The sequence below is a fragment of the Veillonella magna genome, from assembly GCF_959600285.1.
GTDB classification, from domain to species: Bacteria; Bacillota; Negativicutes; order Veillonellales; family Veillonellaceae; genus Veillonella_A; species Veillonella_A magna.
This window is the reverse complement of sequence record NZ_CAUGKU010000002.1, coordinates 148856-170180: the sequence shown is the minus strand read 5'-3', so window position 1 is coordinate 170180 and position 21325 is coordinate 148856. Positions and strand designations below refer to the sequence as shown.

Below are 21325 nucleotides of genomic sequence, written 5' to 3'. Positions count from 1 at the left end.
ATTGCATGCGCAATACGTTTTACAATTTGATTATACTAGTAATGTACAAAAAAGGCAAATCGGGATTTATCTATTAAAAACGCTTACCCCGTTCGTAGGCTTCGTTGAATACCTTGTAATTGTTGATGGTGCCCAACTCACGCGCTGCATGCCACAACCAGTTCGGGTTGGATAAGAGAGGTCGTCCTAAGGCGATAAGATCGGATTGGTTGCTACGCAGAATATACTCTGCCAGCTCCGGCGAGCCTAAAATACCAACAACGCTAATCGGTATGCCGATTTCGTTTTTGATACGGTTACCCAACTGTACTTGATAACCCGGATAGATAGCATCCGGTACCCGATTGATAACACCGCCGGAGGATACATCGATGAGTTCAACACCATCTTCTTTCATCCATTGTGCGATAGTTACAAATTCATCCGTCGTAGTTCCCGCTTCGTCGTATTCGGCTCCGGAAATCCGTGCCCACACCGCACCGGTGAAGACGCTTTTCACCGCGTGAATCACTTCGTGGATAATTCGGTATCTATTTTCCAAAGAACCACCATAATTATCGGTGCGTTTATTTACCAGCGGAGTGATAAACTGGTTAAGCAAATAGCCGTGGGCTACATGAATTTCCAACACATCAAAGCCGGCTTTTTCAGCCAATGCGGCAGAGGTTTTAAATTGCTCTACTACCGCTTGAATATCCTCTACCGTCATTGCTTCCGGCTGACGGTACTCATCGCTATAAGCAATGGCGGACGGGGCAATGACACGGCCGGGCACCTCGGATTTACGACCGGCGTGACTAAGCTGTACGCCTACCTTACTGCCATAACCGTGGAGAAGGTCAACCAAACGTTTCATGCCGGCCATCTGTTCTTCATTCCATAATCCCAGGTCTGTTTCAAAAATACGACCTTCCGCACTAATGCCGGTGCCTTCCAGTAAAATAAGGCCGACACCGCCCAAGGCGCGAGCACCGTAGTGAATCATGTGAAAATCGGTGGGAACACCATCCCTTTTGTGTACTTCGTTCGTGAGCATGGACGGCATCATAACTCTATTTTTTAATTCTAACGACCCAATGGTAATCGGATCGAATAATATGCTTTTTCTCAAATTGTCTGCACCTTCTTTAACAATTCGTCTGCTGCCAAGATACCTAAATTGTTAGCTGCCAACGGGCTGTCACCGGTAAGTAACATACGATCCTTGTGAACAAAACCGGTAATATCGCTGTTGAGAATCTTAGCACCCAATTTTACCAAGCTGTCAGCTAATAACCATTTTAGACGACCCGGCATATATCCGATATCCTGATTGGCTCCTTCATCAAGCGCATCCGGGAATACGGCCATTTCAAATCCTTTAAACAAGAAATCTTCCGGTTTTTCATCGACAGCCGCTGCGAGTAATGCCGCCGGCCCGTGGCAAAGGGTAACAACAAAACGATCGTTTTTAACAGCCCACTGCAATAATGCTTTCACTTCACGGCTTTCCGGCAATGCATGCAAAGCACCGTGACCGCCCGGAATAAATACAGCAATATACGGAGAATCTTCGGCCGTAGCTGCTTCTAAGATATCCGCTAACTTTTTAGGCTGTTCCAATTTAGGAAGATAGGTGTTATATAAATCCATAACTGCCGTATCCTCTTCCGGCATAGCCCACATTTCTAATTTTACGGAGTTACCGGACAAGGTGGCAACGTCGATTTCAAAACCGGCTTCGTGCATATGAAGCATAGGCAATAACGTTTCTACCGGATGGTTACCCGTGGAAAACAGCTTGCTGTTTTTCATTTGTACGTACCGTTCATCGGACCCTACCATCAATACTTTATATTTTTTACCGGTATACGGCGCATCGAACTTTACACCGTCAAAATCCGTTGTTTTGCTGGTATATACACTTAACGAATAATCGGATGGGAAATACGCATTGTGTTCTGCACGATCTCGTACCGGTACTTTACTTAATTCTGCCATGATAAAAACTCCTTTTCTTTCATTACCCTATAATACACAAATCACACACTTTATTTGCTTGTGCATGCAAGTAAATAAGAAAAAAGAAAACTCTACTGCTTGTAGAGTTTCCCGGCCAATCCCCATTACAATAAATCTGCTTCGTAATTAGCCAGTACCTCATTTACTTTTTTTAGTGCTTCTTCTAATACATCCTGACCGACTTGTGTCAATCGCACTTCAACGCCGCGCTTATCATCGGCGCAGGCAATGCGTTCGATGACGTGACAATTCGTTTCAAAACGCGATAGTAAACGTGAAGTGGCACTCAAGCTAAGGCCAATCTTTTGACTTAAATCGGACATGCGAAGTTCTTCGCTTTCCGATTTATGCAGAAAGTACAACGCATAGAATTCATTAACACTAATGCCGTGGCTTACTCCCCGTAAGGCTTCTTCCAAAGCTGCAGATATTTCACGCTCTTTATCGCGTAAAGATAACCATTGCTTAATGTAATTACTCACGCAACATACCTCCTGCATTAAATTTGCTTGCACAAACAACTAAAATTATAATATCCAAAACTTTCTATCTTGTCAAGACATAAAAAATGTCTCGCCGATAAAAATATCTCGCTGATGAACATATCCTGCCGATAAAAATATTTTGCCGATAAAAATATTTTGCCGATAAAAATGCCTCGCCGAAGAATATTCCCGGTGTAACAAAATATATTGTTACAAACTCATTCGGAACATCTCCTGCGAGGCTATTACCAACGAAACGATTAAATTAATCCGATGCTGTGCTGTACCAACAAGGATACGGATGCAACGGCGAACCAACATACAAAGCCGAGAGCGATTGGCTTTACACCATTTTTCAATAGATGAATAAGATTAGTATTCAAACCGATGGCAACCATAGCCACGATAATGAAGAATTTACCGGCCTGTCCGAGAAAATGTGATACAGACGGAGCCAATATACCGGTGGTGTTAATGATAGAAGCGACTACGAACCAAAGAATAAACCACGGGAAGATCCGACTTACCTTAAAGTTGCTGTCTCCTGCTCCACCGGCTTTCTTTTTGGACCAAATAACAATACCGGCGATAATCACACAAATCGGTACAATCATGAGAGCCCGAGTCAATTTAACGATGGTTGCATAATCACCGGCTGCATTGCTGTAGGAATAACCGGCAGCGACTACCGAGGATGTATCATTAATGGCTGTGCCGGCCCACATACCAAAACCGGAATCACTCAATCCCATCCAATGACCAAGGAATGGGAAGATAAATACGGCCAGTACATTGAATAAAAATATGGTAGAAATGGAAAAGGCAATGTCCTTATCCTCTGCTTCAATAACCGGGGCTACCGCTGCAATGGCCGACCCGCCGCAAATAGCAGTGCCTGCTCCGACCAACGTGGTCATTTTCAAATCAAGACGAAGGAGACGCCCTACTACCAATGCTACTACGAAGGCGGTTAGTAAAGTAAAAATCATAACGCTGAAGGAGGAAGCACCGACGCTGATAACATTGTATAAATTCATTTCAAAGCCCAACAAAATAATCGAATATTGTAATACCTTTTTACCGGAATATTTAATCCCCGGCTCGAATGTGTCCGGCCGTTTAATACCTGCCAAAATCATACCTAACAAAATACCGAATACAGGACCGCCGATAATCGGAAAGGTGTTTCCTAACCAATAAGCGGGAATGGCAATAAGTAATGCCAGTATTATACCGCGAGCATATTTTCCCATAAACTCCACTCCTTATATACTAGTTACATAACGAATTTGTTTATTTCTTTTGATGCATCACTGAAAATTACAGGCTCATTGTACCATCTTAGCGAATGTACGTAAAATTGCATTGTATGATATAATCAATAGGTAATTACCTATCTTTATTTTTATATGCATTTGATTTATCTATAAAATCATAGTTGTTGTATGGGAATAAACCGATGCACTACTCAAATTCCGGAAATATACACTACCAAGGAGATGTCACCTATTATGACGTTACGCCACTTTACTATATTTTTAGCTGTTTGCGAAGAAATGAATATGACCAAGGCCGCTGCCAAATTACATATGACTCAACCATCGGTAAGTCAGGCTATCCGTGAGTTGGAAGACTATTACAACTCCCCTTTGTTCGAACGACTGGGACGCAAATTATATCTTAGCGAAAGCGGGAAACGATTACAGCCGTATGTCAGTCAAATACTCACTTTAAATCGATTTATTGATTCTATGATGCACGGTCATAATGAAAACTTTCCCATTCGCCTGGGGGCCAGTTTAACCATCGGTGAAACCTTATTGGTACAGGTGATGAAAGATATTACTACCTTGGCTCCGCAGCAGGAGATCGTTTCGGAAATACATAATACGGACGAACTGCAGGCAATGCTGTTAAATGATACATTAGACATTGCCCTCATCGAAGGACAAATCACCGCCCCAACCCTAGTGGCAGATCCCTTTATGATTGATGAATTGATATTGGTAGTTCCCCGTGCATGGCAATCGATGGTGCCATCGACAATTACAACGGAGGAACTTCCTTCCATTAAATTATTTCTCCGCGAAGAAGGCAGCGGTACCCGTAGCTTGTTCGAAGGTTTGATTAAGGAACGCCACATTCCTTTGCAAATCGTTGGCAACTATAACAACACAGCGTCACTCAAGCAAGCCGTCATTGCCGGTTTCGGCGGTACGGTTATATCTCGCCGTTTGGTTACCGAAGAGTTACAAGCGGGATTGATGACACACATCCCTATTACCGACTTATCACTGCAGCGTTTATTCAGCATTGTGTATCATAAAGATAAGTACATCAATAAAAGTTTGCAACGAGTGATTGACGTAGCCCATGACTTAATTAATAAATAAACATGTAATGAAGCTTTCTTATTCCATTGTATTGCAGTTACATCTATTGCAGTTACATATATTGCAGTTACATCTATTGCAATTACATCTATTTTAATTACATATAACAGTAATTTAGATCTTATAATAGGTAAACAATACCTGTATTCGAGTAATAAAAAGAAGCGTAGACAAAATTTCGTCTACGCTTCTTTTGTTGTCATCAACTATTCCACATATACATGCGATAGGCTGTTGGCATGTAATTATACGTGTACTATTTTATTTACGTTTTGCCGTGGAGCAACGATCCAGTAAGTAAGCAATGCTTACGAACGGAATACCACCGTTTTCTCCTAAGCCGATTTCGCAGGTTGAGCTGGAGCTTACACCCAGGGTGCAACCGTATTCTTTTACTTCCGCTGCTAAATCCTTAGTGGCACATTTATTTAATTCCGGCGTAAAGAACCCTTTCTGTCCGGCAAAACCATCGCAGGCAAAGCTCTTGATGTTGAATACTTTGTCCGTGCAAGCACGTGCCAACAATTCAATGTATTTCTGTTTGCCGAGAACCTTAACCTTACACTGTTTATGAACCAACACAGATTCATTGCATTTAGTAACTTCCAAATCAGGCAAAATGCTATACAAGAATTCGGAAATATCGAGAATCTGTAAGCCTTTTATATGTTTGAACGCATGATTGAAGCAAGCGGAGTGATCGATAACGATCGGATAAATACCGCCTTCGCTGGCTTTTGTCAAAGCTGCCGTCAAATCTGCCAATGCCTGACGATCGATATCTTCGTAATTTTCAAAGCTCAAGCCACAGCAGAGATTTTCAATGTGCGGCGGATAAATTACATTGTAGCCTGCTTTTTCGCAAAGACTTTCAAATACCTGCTGTAAGCTGCGGGTATCGTCATATCCCTGGTTCTGACGGAATGCACGGTTAGCGCATGTGCTGAAGTATACTACATTCTTATGGAATTCGGGACGACGTTTATTGCGTAATTTATAGGTATTTGCTTTCGGCATCGTCGTCGGCATGTACGGAGTTAAGCCGGTGAAGTCATGCGCATCTTCACTAATCTTAGCTAACAATGTCTTCGTAGCGATTTTACCGGCTACACCACCTAAGGTTACGCCAACACGAGCCGCATTGATGGTAGCGTTGAAGTTGTTGTAGATGGCATGAGCCAAGCTGGCTCCTTTAGCATTGATTTTACGCATGGACAACGCGATTTGTGCCGTATCGATGCCCAACGGGCAAAGCTGGCTACACATGGAACAAGCCGCACAAGTATCAACACCGTAGTATTCATAACCTTTGCGCAATTCTTCCGCCATTTCCGTGTTGCCATCTTTTAAGAGACGTTGTTCTTCACGAAGTAAAGAAATGCGTTGACGCGGTGTCAAGGTAAGATTACGGCTCGGGCAATTCTTTTCGCAGAAGCCGCATTCCATACACATATTGAAGAGCGGATCGATATCGCTCATGGCTTTTAAATTCTTTTTATAAATGTCCGGATCATCTGTAATCATTACGTCAGGATTCAACAAACCGGACGGGTCGAAGATGTCTTTAATCTTGCGATTTACCGCATAGGCCTTCTTGCCCCATTCCATTTCAACGAACGGTGCAACCATACGGCCCGTACCGTGTTCGGCCTTAACGGAACCTTCAACGGCGGATACGCGTTCAGCCATTTCTTTGACAAGACCGGTGAAGTTATCCATTTCCGTTTTATCGTTAAAGTTAGGTGTAATGATGAAATGAACATTACCGCTCAAAGCATGACCGAAGATGATACCGCTATCTACAAAACCGTATTTATGGAACAATTCGGTAATCATTTCGATACCGGATGTGAAGTCTTCAATCTTGAAGCATACGTCTTCCGTAATTACCGTGGTACCCGGTTTGCGCAGGCCTGCCGCAATCGGTAACAAGCCTTTACGGATAACCCACCATTTGTCATATTCCGCAGCATCCTTGGAGTACAAGCTTGGAATAACGGTCGGAATATCTTTTAAGGTTTCCTGAATGTACGCTAAGTTCTTATCCAAGGTAGCTTCATCATTGCTTTCGGACTGGAACAAAATGCAGCTGGTGCCTTCCGGAATGCCGCGAACAAAATCAGGTACTTCGTCAAGCTGCTGAACACTCTTCAAGCTGAGGTAGTCCATCATTTCTGCTGCCACCACAACATCGCGGGACATACCTGCCAAAGCAACAACGGCTTTCGATGCATCTGTCAATTTGCCGAAGAACAACAAACCACAGCCCTTGTATTTAGCATCATCCACGCAGTTATACGTAACTTCGCTGACGAAGCCCAACGTACCTTCACTACCTACAAAGAGGTGATTGATGATATCTACGATATCTTCAAAATCTACCAAGGAGTTAAGGCTGTAACCGGTGGTGTTTTTAATTTTGAATTTACGATTGATGAGGTCAACCAATTCGCTATCGGCCATAATATCCTTGCGCAAGGATACTAGCTGATCTACCAAGTGTTTCTTTTCTGTTAAGAAACGTTCTACACTGGCACGATCGGATGTATCGAGGATAGTACCGTCAGCCAATACAACGCGAATGGAACGAATGGTTTTATATGAGTTCTGTGCCGTACCGCAGCACATACCACTGGAGTTATTGTTTACAATCCCCCCAACAAGAGCCGTCGTAATCGTTGCCGGGTCAGGACCGATTTTTTTACCGTACGGTGCTAATTTTTCGTTAGCATCGGAACCGATAACACCGCAAGACAAGCGAATCGCATTGCCGTTTTCCAATACATGTGCATATTTAAAACCGTCATTAGCCACGATCAATACATCTTCACTGGATGCCTGACCGGACAAGGAACTGCCAGCAGCGCGGAAGGTTACCGGTGTACCACAACGATTAGCCAATAAAACCAATTCCACCACTTCTGCTTCGTTATTTGGTTTTACAACCACTTTCGGTAAGTAGCTATAGCAGGATGCATCAATACCGTAGGCATAACGACGTAAATAATCTGTAAATACTCTATTAGGGCAAATCTTTTTCGCCTCTTCAGCGAAGGTGTCATAATCCCTTGTTAGCATAGAACCCATGTTAGGACCTCCTAATACTTAAACGCATATTATATGCGGACATACACTTTATTAAAAGGATACCATATATCAAGCTACAATGTAAATCTAGCAATACATGTATATAAAATTAGTATAATCATTAGTTTCTTATCTCAATAGCGTATACCATTTATAACTTTATATAGTTCTATAATAATTATTGTTAAGTAGGGAGTCCATCATGTATAATAGATTCGATAGATGTTAGCGACACATACTATACCTAGTACAAATAGAAAGAAGGTGACATTGTGCCAGATTCGTTAGGCCATCATTTACTTATTGACCTATATGCTTGTTTGGAGGATGCTTTGTCATCCCCTGTTATTATTCAAGAAAGTGTAACAAATGCATTGGTAGCAGCTAATCAGGAAATTGATGAAATAAGTTGCCAGGTGCTGGATGATGAAGTTGTATTATTAGCGGTTTCGCCGCATTGTCATGTGGCTGTTCATGCGTACCCGCATATGGGATATGCCGCGGTAGATATTTATGCCTTTGCTATTGATGTACGCTCTGCCCTTCTCATGAAGGAGTTAAAGCAAGCCTTCGGCGCAGAACGTGTTAAGGCCACCAGTGTACAACGCGGTGATTTTGGTTCCGAACGCGATATGAAGCCCCGCAAACGAACCTCTCTTTCCCCAATGGCACGCGTGACGCGTACTCGTACCAGTCTTAAAAAGACGGGCACCAAATTAAAAACGACGGGAGCTAAGGTATTCCGTGTAATTGCTAAAAAAAATAAATAAGACACTTTGAACTGAACCCCTTTCGTTAGATTTTGTCTAACGAAAGGGGTTTTGTTATGTCAAGAAAAAGAAAAAGGACAGACACCAGTACAGTTATCTGTAGTAGTTCCTGTCCTTTTATATTATCTCTTTCTATGTTATATCTTCCTATATTATGTTCTTTGACATTGTGATACAGTAGTAAGCCCTACCTTCGAAGGGATTATAGTGAAGGATTACAACAAGGTGTCCACTGCGATATTCAATACTACATCGGACGGTGTATCACATATATAATCGGCACCGGCAGCTTCCAATTCTTCACGGCTGCCATATCCGTAGGCAACCCCTACTGCTTTACAACCTAATTCTTTGGCTGCCACCATATCATATTTACGATCGCCTACCATGTACCAACCGGTGATACGTTTCTTTGTACCGTCATCGGAAAATTCCTTCATGGCTCGTACGGCTTCTGCCAAAATCTGCGGCTTATGTACAATGCCCTTCGCTTGATCGGCACCTTTAATCACTTCAAAATATTTGGTAAGACCGAAATGCTCCAATACCTGTTCTGCCAAATGCTGCGGTTTTGCCGTAGCCACTGCTACATACGTATTGGTTTGACGCAAGGTTACCAACATGCGTTCCACATCTTCATATACTTTATTTTCAAATTTACCGATGGTATCATATTGTTCTTTAAAGAAGCCGTACATTTCCTCTGCTTCTGCCAAAGTCATGCCGCACTGCTCCTGCATAGAATCAATAATCGGCGGTCCGATAAATAAGCGAAGCGTATCTGCATCCGGCGTGGGAATCCCCTTTTTTTCAAATGCGTACTCCAAGGATTTATAAATACCTTCGGCGGAATCGGTCAACGTACCGTCAAGATCAAATAATACACAAATCATATAGTTATCCTTTCCTCTTACAAACTACGTCTTTATATGCTAAAATAGATACACCTATATTATATAGGAAAAAGTTTAGGAAGAACAAGTTATCAGGTGATATCGCTGTACATAAGGAGGTTATCATGGAGTTTGAAGAAAATAAAGTCCCTGATTCGATTTTAGATAAATACACTAAGGTTTGTACTTGTCGCAGCATTAGCCGCAAAACAATCAAAGAAGCTATTGCCGACGGCTGTGATACAATTCCCAAAATAAGAGAACGTACGGGTGCCGGCACCGGCTCATGCGGTGGAAAGAATTGCGGTGTGCGTATCGTTAAACTATTGCAGGACATGGGTAAGCTTCCCAAGCCTGCCTCCAAATAACTGTAATACAAAGCCCCTGCGGTTGCTTTTTATAAACAACCGTAGGGGCTTTTCTTATTGTTATATCTGTATACGTACTACTGGTATCGATATCAGTGCTGTTCTTTTTTCAATGCTTCCTTCAGTGTATGCCAAGCCAATACAGCGCATTTAACACGAGCCGGCATATTGGAAATATTTTTTAATGCAATAGCATCTTCCAATTCTTCCAACTCATCATCATCGGTAACTTCCTTTTTGATCATACCGAGGAAGAGCTCTACCAAGCGCATAGCCTCTTCCAATGATTTACCTTGAATGATATCAATCATCATGGAAGCGGATGCTTGGCTGATTGCACAACCGGAACCGGTATACGCTGCATCCTTTACAATGCCATCTTCCACATTAATCTGTAGGGTCAAATCGTCACCGCAGCTCGGATTGTGTCCGTGTTCGGATGTTGTAAATTCCGCTAACTCACGTTTATTTCGTTTATCCTGATTATGCTCCAAAATCAATTCTGTATACAGCTGATCCATTTCCATGTCGAACGATTCCTCCTTAGTCTTTAAAACCCATTGTCGGGCGTACCTTCTTCAAGGCTTCCAAGAAGGCATCTAAATCTTCCTTGCGAGTGTAAATATACATGCTCAGTCGGCTCGATGCAGGGACTTTGTAATACGCCCCCAACGGCTGCGCACAATGATGACCGGAGCGGACACAAACACCGTAGCTATCCATGATAGTAGCTACATCGTGCGGATGTACATCATCAACGGTAAAGGCCACTACACCATGCTTTTCTGCCGGATCGGCAGAGCCTAACAAATGAATATGCGGAATAGCTGTCATCTTAGGCAACAAATATTCTACTAATTCATGTTCATACGCCTGAATTTCATCCATGCCATAGCTTTCCAAATATTCAATAGCGGCCTTGAGCATAACAGCGCCGTGAGCATTTGGTGTACCGGCTTCGAATTTATACGGTACTTCGTTATACGTAGTAGATTGTTCCTGTACGTATTCGATCATATCACCGCCTAAAAGGAACGGAGGCATGTCTTCCAACAAGTGACGCTTGCCGTACATAACTCCAATGCCTTGAGAGGCACACATTTTATGACCGGAGAACACAAAGAAATCACAATCCAATGCTTGCACATCAATTTTCTTATGTGGTGTTGATTGTGCTCCGTCAAGCACTACTACGGCACCTACTTCATGGGCCCGGCGGATTAATTCATCCACCGGGAATTCCATGCCAAGCACATTGCTTACATGGGCAAAAGCTACAATCTTAGTAGTTGCATCAATTTTATCCATTTCACCGGGCAATAAATGGCCTGTTTCATCCAGATACATATATTCCAAGGTAGCGCCGGTGCGTTCAGCCACACGCTGCCAAGTTACCAGGTTAGCATGATGTTCTGCAATGGTAATGACAATCTTGTCACCCTTTTTCACATGGTTCATGCCATAACTGAAAGCAATTAAATTTAAGCTTTCAGTTGTATTTCGCGTAAACACGATTTCTTCGCGTTGTTTTGCATTGATGAAGCGTTGTACGGTATCTCGAGTGCTTTCATAGGCCTCGGAAGCCTCTACTGCCAATATATGTGCCCCTCGATGCGGATTACCGTTATGCTTTTTCAAATGGGTTTCTAACGCATCCATAACAGCCTGCGGAATTTGCGTAGTCGCACCGCTGTCCAAATATACGAGGCGATGGCCGTTATGCGTCTGATTTAAAATTGGAAAGTCCTTATAGGCCTCTGCAATCGATTTCATAGTACACCTTCTTTATAACTGTTAAATTTTTGCTCGAACAGCAGCCAAGGCTGTTTCTTCGATGTCTTCGTTGCCAATGCGATCGATAATCGGACGCAACATAGATTCTACGATGATATGTTTAGCTTCGGATTCGCTAAATCCGCGACTCATCAAATAGAATAACTTCGTCTGATCGAGCTGACCAGCGCTGGCAGCATGATTGCCTACTACATTGTCTTCTTTACAGAGCAATAACGGTAACGATACGGATTTAACTTCCGGATCGAGTAACAAGCATGTATCTTCTTCGGCACCTTCGGAAGCTACACTGCCGCGGATGAAATCAAGGGTGCCTCGGAAGGCTTTCTTCGATTTACCGCTGAGTGCACCTAAGGTGTGAATATCGCTGACTGTCTTCTTGCCAATGTGCGACATAAGCATTGAAATATCAAAACGTTGCTCTTTTTCGCCGAGATATGCTAAATCATGTACTAATTCAGCGCGTTCACCGATGAGGTCTTCGTCATAGTAAAGAATATTTTCCTTGCCACCCAATTCAACGTTAATATATTCTACTTTGCTGTCATCCTCGAATTTAGTGTAGCGATGTTCAATCTGCTGCACCCCTTCACTTAACAGCTGCACCTTCTTAATCGTTACGTTAGCCTGTTTTTTTGCCAATACCTCTGTCAACAAGGTAACATTACCGCTTTCGGCGCGCCCCTTCAAATGATATAACAATTCAAGTGTCGCATTTTCACCGACAGTGGCCACGATTCTCGTTTTTTCATTTACTGTATCAGCATCGGCATCAATAACAACTTCTACTTTTTCATGAGCTCCGTCCGGTACCGTTACCGCAAAGCCTGCTGTATAATGTGCAGTTACGGCTTCCAACGATTCCTTATTAGCGCCCAAAAAGCTTTCCTTTAATAATTCGCGTTTACCAAGCGGTGCTACAATTCCCTCTTCCGAGAAAACAGTAACCATTGCCGGATGTTGCCCTTCTTCAATCTGGCTTTCCGTATAATTTACCTTTAGCCACCGGAAAGTCGGTCTGGGCAATTCATTAAATATTGCACGTTTTTCCATCAGTACCTCCTAACCGATAGAGCCTTCCAGCTCTAAGGTAATCAAATTATTCATTTCAACAGCATATTCCAACGGAAGTTCCTTGGAAATCGGTTCAACAAAACCACGTACTAGCATAGCACGCGCTTCCTCTTCACTGATACCGCGTGTCATGAGATAGAAAATAGCTTCATCGGATATACGGCCGATTTTTGCTTCATGACCGAGGTCAACATTATCGTTTTCAACGGTAATGGACGGAATGGTATCGGACTGAGAAATATCGTCAAGCATCAAAGATTCACAAGATACGGTTGCTTTAGAATGTTCTGCTTTCTTACCGATGTTAAGAACACCGCGATAAATAGCAGCACCACCGCTCTTGGAAATAGATTTGGAGTTAACATTACTTGTTGTGTACGGTGCTGCATGAACAACTTTAGATCCCGTATCCAAGTACTGACCTTCACCGGCAAAGGTAACACCGGTAAATTCACAATGAGCGCCTTCACCGCTGAGGATACTCATCGGATACAAACAAGATACTTTGGAACCGAAGGAGCCGCTAACCCATTCGATTGTACCGTGCTTACCAACAACACAGCGTTTCGTATTCAAGTTATACATGTTCTTAGACCAGTTTTCGATGGTAGAATAACGCAATGTTGCATTGTCCTTTACAAACAATTCAACGCAACCGGCATGAAGGTTAGCTACGTTATATTTCGGTGCGGAGCATCCTTCGATGAAGTGTGCCTTCGCCCCTTCTTCTACAATAATCAATGTATGTTCGAACTGACCGGCCCCCGGTGCGTTCAAACGGAAATACGATTGCAACGGAATATCAACCTGAACACCGGCCGGAACATATACAAAGGACCCACCGGACCATACAGCACCGTGCAAAGCAGCAAACTTATGATCCGTAGGCGGTACCAATGTCATGAAATACTTACGAACAATGTCTTCGTAATCATGAAGCGCTGTTTCGATATCGGTATACACAACACCTTGTTTTACCAAATCTTCCTGAATACTGTGATAGACTACTTCAGAGTCATACTGCGCGCCTACGCCGGCCAAGGATGTTTTTTCCGCTTCCGGAATACCCAAACGATCGAAAGTGCTCTTAATATCTTCCGGCACTTCGTTCCAATCACCTTTCATATCAACCTTCGGCTTAACGTAGGTTACGATATTGGACATGTCCAAACCGCTAATATCTGGAATCCAACTAGGGATGTCCATTTCGTTATAAATTTTAAGAGATTTTAAACGGAAGTCCAACATCCATTCCGGTTCGTTTTTGTTTTCCCAGATTTCACGAATGATATCTTCCGTCAGACCGGCATCGGATTTATAGGAATATTCGAAATCATTTCGAATATCATAGACGCCACGGTCCATATCCTCCACATATGTTTTCTTTCTTGTTTCCATGAATGCCTCCTAGACTAAAGCCTTGTAAGCGTCATAGCCCTGTTTTTCGATTTCTGCTACCAACGAAGCGTCACCCGTTTTTACGATGCGACCGTTAATTAAAATGTGTACGAAATCAGGTTTTAATTTCTGTAAAATAGAATTGTGGTGTGTAATAATCAACACTGCATTATTTTCGTTATGGAAACGACTTACACCTTCCGATACGATACGAACAGCGTCAACGTCCAAACCGGAGTCTGTTTCATCGAGCATAGCTAATTTAGGATTCAAAATGGACATCTGCAAGATTTCATTCTTTTTGCGTTCGCCACCGCTGAAGCCGTCATTTACATAGCGCTGTGCATAGGAGCTGTCAAAGCTGAGTTCATCCATTTTGGACTTCAATTCTTTTTTGAAAGCCAATGCACGTTGCTGTTCACCGGTAATCGTGGTTTTAGCAGTACGGATAAAGTTTTCCACCGTAATGCCAGGAATAGAAATTGGACTCTGGAAAGACATAAAAATACCTGCTTTGGCACGATCGTTAACGGCATCTTCCGTAATGTCTTTACCATCGAAGACGATTTTACCTTCCGTCACTGTATAGGCCGGATTACCCATGATAGCATTAGCCAAGGTGGATTTGCCGGCACCGTTGGTACCCATTACCACATGAATTTCCCCTGTATTTATTGTTAAGTCAATCCCCTTGAGGATTTCTTTCTCCTCTACCGCTACGTGTAGATTTTCCACTCTAAGTAGCTCTGCCACAATACGTCACTCCTTCGTTTAGTTATATATTTGATATCGATTATGGTATAAAATCAGAATATAAAAAGCGGTACTCCACCAAAGTGGAATACCGCATAATATCTAGTAAAATCTTAGTACCACTTTGGTAAGTAATCATAAAGATGTTTATATCCATTTCCTATTATACAATCTAAATGATAACTCTGCAAGCTAATTTCTACTATTTTACTATGATTTTCTCTATAGTTTCTATTTTTTTTGAAATATCTAACGATTTCACTAAATGACGTAGAACATTATATCATAGAATTAATTTTTTCGATACCCTTTAGCAAGATTAAATTCTATGTTTTTGATAATTTTTTACAATTTACTAAAATCCAAGGTGGCAAATAAATCATCTAACGTTTCTGCACGACGGATGAGTTCTACCTGACCATCTTCGTGAAGCAACAGTTCCGCAGAACGAAGTTTACCGTTGTAGTTGAAACCCATCGCATGACCATGTGCACCGGCATCGTGAATAACAATGCGATCACCGATATCAATCTTAGGCAGCTTGCGATCGATGGCGAACTTGTCGTTATTTTCGCAAAGCGATCCCGTTACATCGTACACATGATCTGCCGGTGCCTGTTCCTTCCCCATTACAGTGATATGATGATAGGAACCATACAGCGCCGGGCGCATGAGGTTAGCCATACACGCATCCAAGCCAATGTAGTGCTTATAAATATCTTTGCGGTGAATGGCGGTAGCTACCAAATATCCGTACGGCCCTGTTACCATACGACCACATTCAAAGGCTAAGGAAATAGGACTGTGTCCGTTACCTTCGATTTTTTCTTCATAAGCTTTCTTAATACCGGCGCTTAATGCTTCATAGTCAACCGGTGTTTGCTCAGGTTTATACGCTACCCCAATACCGCCGCCAAAGTCAATGAATTCTACTTCCACACCTGTTTTTTCCTTCACGAGAAGCGCCAAATCAAACATGAGTTCCGCCGTACCGATGAGTCCGTTAATGTCAAGCTCGTTTGATACAACCATTGTGTGCAAACCGAAATGCGATACCCCATGATTCTTACAGTACGTTACAGCTTCAATAATTTGATCCTGCGTCATACCGTATTTAGCTTCTTCAGGCAAACCGATAATGGTGTTGCCTCCCTCTTTAAGTGATCCCGGGTTATAGCGGAAGCAAAGTCGTTCCGGCAAGCGCCCGTTATGTTTTTCAATATACGCAATGTGTGTAATATCATCAAGGTTAATAATAGCACCCATTTCCAATGCTTTCGCATACTCTTCATAAGGTGTATCATTGGAGGAAAAAATAATATCACTACCTGTAATCCCCACCTTTTCACAGAGTACTAATTCTGCCAAGGAAGAGCAATCGGCACCGACCCCTTCTTTTTGTAAGAGACGCATAATATATGGATTAGGAGTCGCCTTTACCGCAAAGTATTCTTTAAAATCCTTTGCCCAAGAAAAGGCCTTAATAAAACGACGAATATTTTCTACAATCCCCTTAGCATCGTAGATGTGAAAAGGCGTTGGGTACTGAGCAATGATAGTCTCCAACTGTTCACCGGTAAACGGTACTTTTTTTTCGTTCATAATCTCTCTCCTTATTTTTTATTCTGATTATTGTTTTTTGTATGCATGTAAGATTAACTATACTTATTATATTGATAAAGATTCACACTGTCAATTCTATAGAAAGTCATAATATGCATACTAACATCTCTTTTGTGCATACTCTATAGATAAATAAAAACCGTTGCCTGCTGTTAGCAAAGACAACGGTTTTTGTTTTATTTATATGAGTTGAATGAAACGGATCACTCAGCGAGACATTACATCATGCCACCCATACCGCCCATGCCACCCATTGGAGGCATTGCCGGTGCGGCAGCTGCGTTTTCTTCTACCTTATCAGCTACGATAGTTTCCGTAGTCAATACGAGAGATGCAATGGATGCAGCGTTCTGCAACGCAGAGCGAGTTACCTTAGCAGGATCCACGATACCTGCTTTTACCATATCCGTATATTCTTCGGTCAAGGCGTTGAAGCCGATACCTGCATCGGTATTCTTAACCTTTTCAACAACTACAGAACCTTCAAGACCTGCATTGTAAGCAATCTGACGAAGCGGTTCTTCAACAGCACGTTTTACAAGGTTAATACCTGTCTGAACATCGCCTTCTTCATGCAAGTTATCCAAAGCAGATACAATATCGATGAAAGTAGTACCGCCGCCGGCAACAATACCTTCTTCTACGGCTGCACGAGTTGCGTTCAAAGCGTCTTCAATACGCAATTTCTTATCTTTCAATTCCACTTCGGTAGCTGCACCAACTTCAATAACTGCTACGCCGCCGGACAATTTAGCAAGGCGTTCCTGTAATTTTTCACGATCGAATTCGGATGTAGTTTCATCCAACTGGCCGCGAATCTGGCTTACACGCTGTTTAATTGATTCGCTGTCGCCAACGCCGTCGATAATAACAGTTTCATCTTTAGTTACACGAACCTGACGAGCGCTACCTAAGTCAACTAAGTCTACACTATCCAATTTGCGACCCATGTCTTCGGTAATTACCGTGCCGCCGGTCAAGATAGCAATATCTTCGAGCATAGCCTTACGACGATCGCCGAATCCCGGAGCTTTTACGGCTACTGCTTTGAAAGTACCGCGCAATTTGTTAACTACTAATGTAGCCAATGCTTCGCCATCAAGATCTTCGGCAATGATGAGTAATTCTTTACCCTGTTTTACTACTTTTTCCAATGTCGGAAGCAAATCAGCGATAGCACTAATCTTACGGTCGGTAATCAAAATGTACGGATCGTTCATAACAGCTTCCATTTTATCAGCATCCGTTACCATGTATGGGGAAATGTAGCCACGGTCGAACTGCATACCTTCTACAACATTAAGGTCTGTCTGTAAGCCTTTGGATTCTTCTACGGTAATTACGCCATCATTACCTACTTTTTCCATAGCTTCTGCAATCAAACCGCCGATTTCGGTGTCGGCAGCGGATACGGAAGCAACTTGAGCAATATCAGCTTTACCGTTTACTTTGATAGCGCGTTTTTTAATTTCGTCTACCAATGTATTTACAGCCATTTCAATGCCTTTTTTCAAAATCATCGGGTTAGCACCGGCTGCTACGTTACGCATACCTTCTTGAATCATAGCCTGTGCCAAAACAGTTGCGGTTGTAGTACCGTCACCGGCAACATCGTTAGTTTTGGTAGCTACTTCTTTTACTAACTGTGCGCCCATATTTTCGAACGGATCGGCCAATTCAATATCACGAGCAATCGTTACACCGTCATTGGTAATTGTCGGTGCACCGAATTTTTTATCCAATACAACATTGCGACCTTTTGGTCCCAACGTAACTTTTACTGCATTTGCCAATGCATCTACACCGCGACCTAACGCACGGCGTGCATCTTCGTTAAAAAGAAATTCTTTTGCCATTTAAAACTACCTCCATTATTATCACCTCATCAATAGGTGATACCATTTATGTCAGTGTGATGTATCAAATCGTGTTGTTAATTATGTTACGCTTAGCCGATGATTGCCAAGATATCACGTTCGCTGATTACGAGATGATCAACGCCGTCAATCTTAACTTCTGTGCCGGCATATTTGGAGAACATTACTTTGTCACCAACTGCTACTTCTAAAGCCACACGCTGGCCATTATCGTAAACCTTGCCTGCACCGACAGCTACTACTTCACCTTCGGAAGGCTTTTCTTTCGCTGTATCCGGTAAAAAGATACCACTTTTAGTTTTTTCTTCTTTTTCAAGCACGCGAATGATAACTCGATCGCCTAACGGTTTCATCATTATGAATCTCTCCTTTGATTTATGTCTTTCAAGTTTGTTGTTAGCACTCAACAACCTCGAGTGCTAATCACAGTTATTATTATATCCAAAATGAAAATAATTGCAAGTCCTTTTTTGACTTTTTGACTTAAAACAATTACATAATTTGAATGCACGAATACCTATCACCCTCTATCTAGTACTTCGATGTACGAAATATGTGTAAGGAATATGTAACAGTATATACTCTAAAGGAACATACTATGAAACGCATACTATAAAAACCCTTTAATATAATAAGCACCATTACGATAGATGCCATTACATCAAAGGGTTTCTTCCTTCACAATAGTTAGCGTACTGTTTTCTTTTCTTGTTCTTTAATAATTCGTCGACACACTTCGATAACAGGCAGCCGTTTATCCATAGCAAAACCACGGATACGTCTGTAGGCAACGTCTTCATTGATTTTTAAATTTTCCATCAATATGGCTGTGGCCTTACGAACCCATTTTTGTTCTTCCAATGTATCTTCCAATTTATCAATCGTTTCGCGATGTAGCTGACTTTCTTGAAAGCGATTGTATGCCATTTCCAGAGTAGGAATGAGTTGTACTTCATTAAGAGGTTTGATCAAGTACCCGTACACGCCGGATTCGGCTGCCTTTTTTACCAAATCCTGTTGGCTATAAGCAGTAAGTAAAACGACCGGCGCAATTTGTAAATGTCGAATCTGGCGAGCCGCTTCGATTCCGTCGAGTTCAGGCATCTTAACATCCATCACGATAATGTCCGGTTGTAATGTTTTTGTTAACTGCAGTGCTTCAACTCCATTTTGCCCTTCACCTACTATCTCGTAGCCGGCTGCATCCAAGGCATCGCATATATCCATTCTGATTAATGATTCATCGTCAACAACAAGCACGCGCATGATTGGCATCCCCCTTTATCTCTACTTTATAATTGCTCTCTTATTTTGTCATCGGTATACTCTATCCCAATTATTATATGTTATGTTGTATTACAAATTGGTAAAGGTAATGCATACCGAAGCCCCACCGCTCGTACCGGACTCAAAGGTAATCTCACCGTGTAATTCATTCTCTACAAGGCTGTGAATAATTCTAAGTCCCAATCGTCGCGAACGCTTGCCATCAAAGTTTGCAGGAAACCCTATACCGTTATCCGTTACATGTAAGCGTACTCGACCGTCTTCTTCGCTTCCTTGAATGTGTACATACGAATGTTCTTGGATTGTTTTACCTTGCACAAAGGGCTCTATAAAACCATGCTCCAAGCTATTAGCGATCAATTCGTTAATTAACAGTGATACATAGCCGGCGCGTCGAGAATCTAAAAGGATTCGCTGCCCTCGATAATCGCAATGTACGTTAATATCTCTGGGGACCATAGACTGGATTAACAATCGCCCCAACTCTTCACATATGGTACGCAGTTCAATATAATCTTCTTCATATCGGGAAACAACTTCGTGGACTAAGGCCATACTTTCAATACGGCTGACCGCTTCTTGCAACGAGCGTTTTACTTCATCACTTTCCGAACGACGTGCATCCATTCGCAACAATCCGGCAATAATTTGTAAATTATTTTTTACACGATGGTGAATTTCTTTAATCACAGAGTTTTTTACTAATAATGCTTGTTCGGTTCGCCTGAGCACAGTAGTGTCTTTCAATACGAGAATATGACGTTGATGACGACCTCGCCCCGTTATAGGAATTAAGGTTTGTTCAATCGTAATATCTCCGTATGTTTCTTCAAAACGAACACCGCGATGAGCCAGTATGGAACGCTTTACTAAGGATAACTTCAAAGCGCCGCCGAATACACTGGTCCCTACCAGTCGTTTATCAAAGCCAAGTACATCTACCATTTGCGCTGCGGCATCATTAGCATATATGATGGTACCCTCTCCGCTAAAAATGATAATACCGTCTTGATAGGATACAGGTGTATAGAGATCCGGTTGTTCGAGTAGCGGAACCATAATAGCCATATAGGCCGATTCATTTAACAGATGTCGCCGTTCTATTTCTTCCGAAGTAACATCCGACTCATGGCGCTGTAAAAAAATAATACTGCCAATCGATTTTCCGCCGTTGTCGATAATAGGATAACCTTCTAGGTCGTATAAAGACGATTTCTTATCGCTCACCAGATTACGCACGGGCGATGACGTATCAGCCATTTCATACAACCTATCATTTTCATCTTTTGAAAGTATGCTAAACCCCTTCGAACCGTCACCGTCTCCAAGCAATCGTCCTTGCCCGTACAGTATAAGCCGATCATCGTCAGCGTTGGTAAGCACATAGGCTTCCTGATGTGTTAAGCTCGCCGCAAAGGGTAAATAACCAGCGGTTAACGCTAACAAACTAATTTGTGCTTCTGTCTTATCGGTATGAAGACGACAATACTCCTTATACTGTTCCATGCGCAAGCCTCCTCAC

The 21325-nt window shown here is 42.3% G+C and carries 19 protein-coding genes; 3 read left to right on the top strand and 16 right to left on the bottom strand.

The window, feature by feature from the left end; translation table 11 throughout:
• Positions 1–73 precede the first annotated feature (73 nt).
• From Q5873_RS02325 to Q5873_RS02310, 4 genes are all read right to left on the bottom strand, one after another.
• Entirely contained in the window at positions 74–1111 is a 1038-nt protein-coding gene (locus Q5873_RS02325; RefSeq protein WP_303059098.1) for an NADH:flavin oxidoreductase/NADH oxidase, read from the bottom strand.
• The gene (gene hchA, locus Q5873_RS02320) at positions 1108–1980 is read right to left on the bottom strand and encodes a glyoxalase III HchA (protein ID WP_288190070.1); all 873 of its coding nucleotides are present in this window, start codon (positions 1978–1980) and stop codon (positions 1108–1110) included. The genes Q5873_RS02325 and hchA overlap by 4 nt, the downstream gene beginning before the upstream one ends.
• Positions 1981–2105: 125 nt before the next feature.
• The gene (locus tag Q5873_RS02315) at positions 2106–2483 is read right to left on the bottom strand and encodes a MarR family winged helix-turn-helix transcriptional regulator (protein WP_276625191.1); all 378 of its coding nucleotides are present in this window, start codon (positions 2481–2483) and stop codon (positions 2106–2108) included.
• Between the two features lie 263 nt (positions 2484–2746).
• The gene (locus Q5873_RS02310) at positions 2747–3739 is read right to left on the bottom strand and encodes a YeiH family protein (RefSeq protein ID WP_303059097.1); all 993 of its coding nucleotides are present in this window, start codon (positions 3737–3739) and stop codon (positions 2747–2749) included.
• 258 nt (positions 3740–3997) lie between these two features.
• Between Q5873_RS02310 and Q5873_RS02305 the strand changes: the two genes are divergently transcribed.
• Entirely contained in the window at positions 3998–4879 is an 882-nt protein-coding gene (locus tag Q5873_RS02305; RefSeq protein ID WP_303059096.1) for a LysR family transcriptional regulator, read from the top strand.
• A 261-nt stretch (positions 4880–5140) separates the two neighbouring features.
• Here Q5873_RS02305 and Q5873_RS02300 read toward each other — a convergent pair whose 3' ends face one another.
• A complete protein-coding gene (locus Q5873_RS02300; protein ID WP_303059095.1) occupies positions 5141–7966 on the bottom strand; it encodes an FAD-binding and (Fe-S)-binding domain-containing protein in 2826 nt (941 codons plus the stop codon).
• Between the two features lie 272 nt (positions 7967–8238).
• Here Q5873_RS02300 and Q5873_RS02295 point away from each other — a divergent pair, with 272 nt between their 5' ends.
• Entirely contained in the window at positions 8239–8736 is a 498-nt protein-coding gene (locus tag Q5873_RS02295; protein WP_303059094.1) for an S-adenosylmethionine decarboxylase family protein, read from the top strand.
• A gap of 215 nt (positions 8737–8951) precedes the next feature.
• Here Q5873_RS02295 and Q5873_RS02290 read toward each other — a convergent pair whose 3' ends face one another.
• Entirely contained in the window at positions 8952–9629 is a 678-nt protein-coding gene (locus Q5873_RS02290) for an HAD hydrolase-like protein (RefSeq protein WP_303059093.1), read from the bottom strand.
• Positions 9630–9754: 125 nt separating this feature from the next.
• Here Q5873_RS02290 and Q5873_RS02285 point away from each other — a divergent pair, with 125 nt between their 5' ends.
• On the top strand, positions 9755–9997 hold the full coding sequence (locus Q5873_RS02285) for a (2Fe-2S)-binding protein (RefSeq protein ID WP_028255849.1): 243 nt from the start codon (positions 9755–9757) through the stop codon (positions 9995–9997).
• A 92-nt stretch (positions 9998–10089) separates the two neighbouring features.
• On the opposite strand, the gene sufU is transcribed toward Q5873_RS02285, so the two are convergent.
• The 10 genes from sufU to Q5873_RS02235 form a co-directional block, all read right to left on the bottom strand.
• Positions 10090–10524 carry a Fe-S cluster assembly sulfur transfer protein SufU gene (gene sufU, locus Q5873_RS02280; RefSeq protein ID WP_028255850.1) on the bottom strand — a complete coding sequence of 145 codons (435 nt, stop codon included), beginning with the start codon at positions 10522–10524 and terminating at the stop codon, positions 10090–10092.
• Between the two features lie 16 nt (positions 10525–10540).
• Complete coding sequence (locus Q5873_RS02275) at positions 10541–11770, bottom strand: SufS family cysteine desulfurase (protein WP_028255851.1); 1230 nt, start codon at positions 11768–11770, stop codon at positions 10541–10543.
• A 21-nt stretch (positions 11771–11791) separates the two neighbouring features.
• A complete protein-coding gene (locus tag Q5873_RS02270) occupies positions 11792–12844 on the bottom strand; it encodes a SufB/SufD family protein (protein WP_303059092.1) in 1053 nt (350 codons plus the stop codon).
• Positions 12845–12853: 9 nt separating this feature from the next.
• The gene (gene sufB, locus Q5873_RS02265; RefSeq protein ID WP_303059091.1) at positions 12854–14263 is read right to left on the bottom strand and encodes a Fe-S cluster assembly protein SufB; all 1410 of its coding nucleotides are present in this window, start codon (positions 14261–14263) and stop codon (positions 12854–12856) included.
• A gap of 9 nt (positions 14264–14272) precedes the next feature.
• The gene (gene sufC / locus Q5873_RS02260) at positions 14273–15016 is read right to left on the bottom strand and encodes a Fe-S cluster assembly ATPase SufC (RefSeq protein WP_028255854.1); all 744 of its coding nucleotides are present in this window, start codon (positions 15014–15016) and stop codon (positions 14273–14275) included.
• A 345-nt stretch (positions 15017–15361) separates the two neighbouring features.
• On the bottom strand, positions 15362–16618 hold the full coding sequence (locus tag Q5873_RS02255; protein ID WP_303059090.1) for a diaminopimelate decarboxylase family protein: 1257 nt from the start codon (positions 16616–16618) through the stop codon (positions 15362–15364).
• A 239-nt stretch (positions 16619–16857) separates the two neighbouring features.
• A complete protein-coding gene (groL, locus tag Q5873_RS02250) occupies positions 16858–18495 on the bottom strand; it encodes a chaperonin GroEL (protein WP_303059089.1) in 1638 nt (545 codons plus the stop codon).
• A gap of 92 nt (positions 18496–18587) precedes the next feature.
• A complete protein-coding gene (gene groES / locus Q5873_RS02245) occupies positions 18588–18872 on the bottom strand; it encodes a co-chaperone GroES (RefSeq protein ID WP_028255857.1) in 285 nt (94 codons plus the stop codon).
• A 331-nt stretch (positions 18873–19203) separates the two neighbouring features.
• Positions 19204–19782 (bottom strand): ANTAR domain-containing response regulator, encoded by a 579-nt coding sequence (locus tag Q5873_RS02240; protein ID WP_288301078.1) that lies wholly within the window; start codon positions 19780–19782, stop codon positions 19204–19206.
• 90 nt (positions 19783–19872) lie between these two features.
• A complete protein-coding gene (locus Q5873_RS02235) occupies positions 19873–21309 on the bottom strand; it encodes a sensor histidine kinase (protein ID WP_303059088.1) in 1437 nt (478 codons plus the stop codon).
• Positions 21310–21325 lie beyond the last annotated feature (16 nt).

What these genes read in the sequence shown, in the direction of transcription:
- hchA (WP_288190070.1), bottom strand. Translation starts at nt 1,980, where the DNA reads ATGGCAGAATTAAGTAAAGTACCGGTACGAGATCGTGCAGAACACAAT.
- Q5873_RS02310 (WP_303059097.1), bottom strand. Translation starts at nt 3,739, where the DNA reads ATGGGAAAATATGCTCGCGGTATAATACTGGCATTACTTATTGCCATT.
- Q5873_RS02305 (WP_303059096.1), top strand. Translation starts at nt 3,998, where the DNA reads ATGACGTTACGCCACTTTACTATATTTTTAGCTGTTTGCGAAGAAATG.
- Q5873_RS02300 (WP_303059095.1), bottom strand. Translation starts at nt 7,966, where the DNA reads ATGGGTTCTATGCTAACAAGGGATTATGACACCTTCGCTGAAGAGGCG.
- Q5873_RS02290 (WP_303059093.1), bottom strand. Translation starts at nt 9,629, where the DNA reads ATGATTTGTGTATTATTTGATCTTGACGGTACGTTGACCGATTCCGCC.
- Q5873_RS02285 (WP_028255849.1), top strand. Translation starts at nt 9,755, where the DNA reads ATGGAGTTTGAAGAAAATAAAGTCCCTGATTCGATTTTAGATAAATAC.
- sufU (WP_028255850.1), bottom strand. Translation starts at nt 10,524, where the DNA reads ATGGAAATGGATCAGCTGTATACAGAATTGATTTTGGAGCATAATCAG.
- Q5873_RS02275 (WP_028255851.1), bottom strand. Translation starts at nt 11,770, where the DNA reads ATGAAATCGATTGCAGAGGCCTATAAGGACTTTCCAATTTTAAATCAG.
- Q5873_RS02270 (WP_303059092.1), bottom strand. Translation starts at nt 12,844, where the DNA reads ATGGAAAAACGTGCAATATTTAATGAATTGCCCAGACCGACTTTCCGG.
- sufB (WP_303059091.1), bottom strand. Translation starts at nt 14,263, where the DNA reads ATGGAAACAAGAAAGAAAACATATGTGGAGGATATGGACCGTGGCGTC.
- Q5873_RS02255 (WP_303059090.1), bottom strand. Translation starts at nt 16,618, where the DNA reads ATGAACGAAAAAAAAGTACCGTTTACCGGTGAACAGTTGGAGACTATC.
- groL (WP_303059089.1), bottom strand. Translation starts at nt 18,495, where the DNA reads ATGGCAAAAGAATTTCTTTTTAACGAAGATGCACGCCGTGCGTTAGGT.
- groES (WP_028255857.1), bottom strand. Translation starts at nt 18,872, where the DNA reads ATGATGAAACCGTTAGGCGATCGAGTTATCATTCGCGTGCTTGAAAAA.
- Q5873_RS02240 (WP_288301078.1), bottom strand. Translation starts at nt 19,782, where the DNA reads ATGCGCGTGCTTGTTGTTGACGATGAATCATTAATCAGAATGGATATA.
- Q5873_RS02235 (WP_303059088.1), bottom strand. Translation starts at nt 21,309, where the DNA reads ATGGAACAGTATAAGGAGTATTGTCGTCTTCATACCGATAAGACAGAA.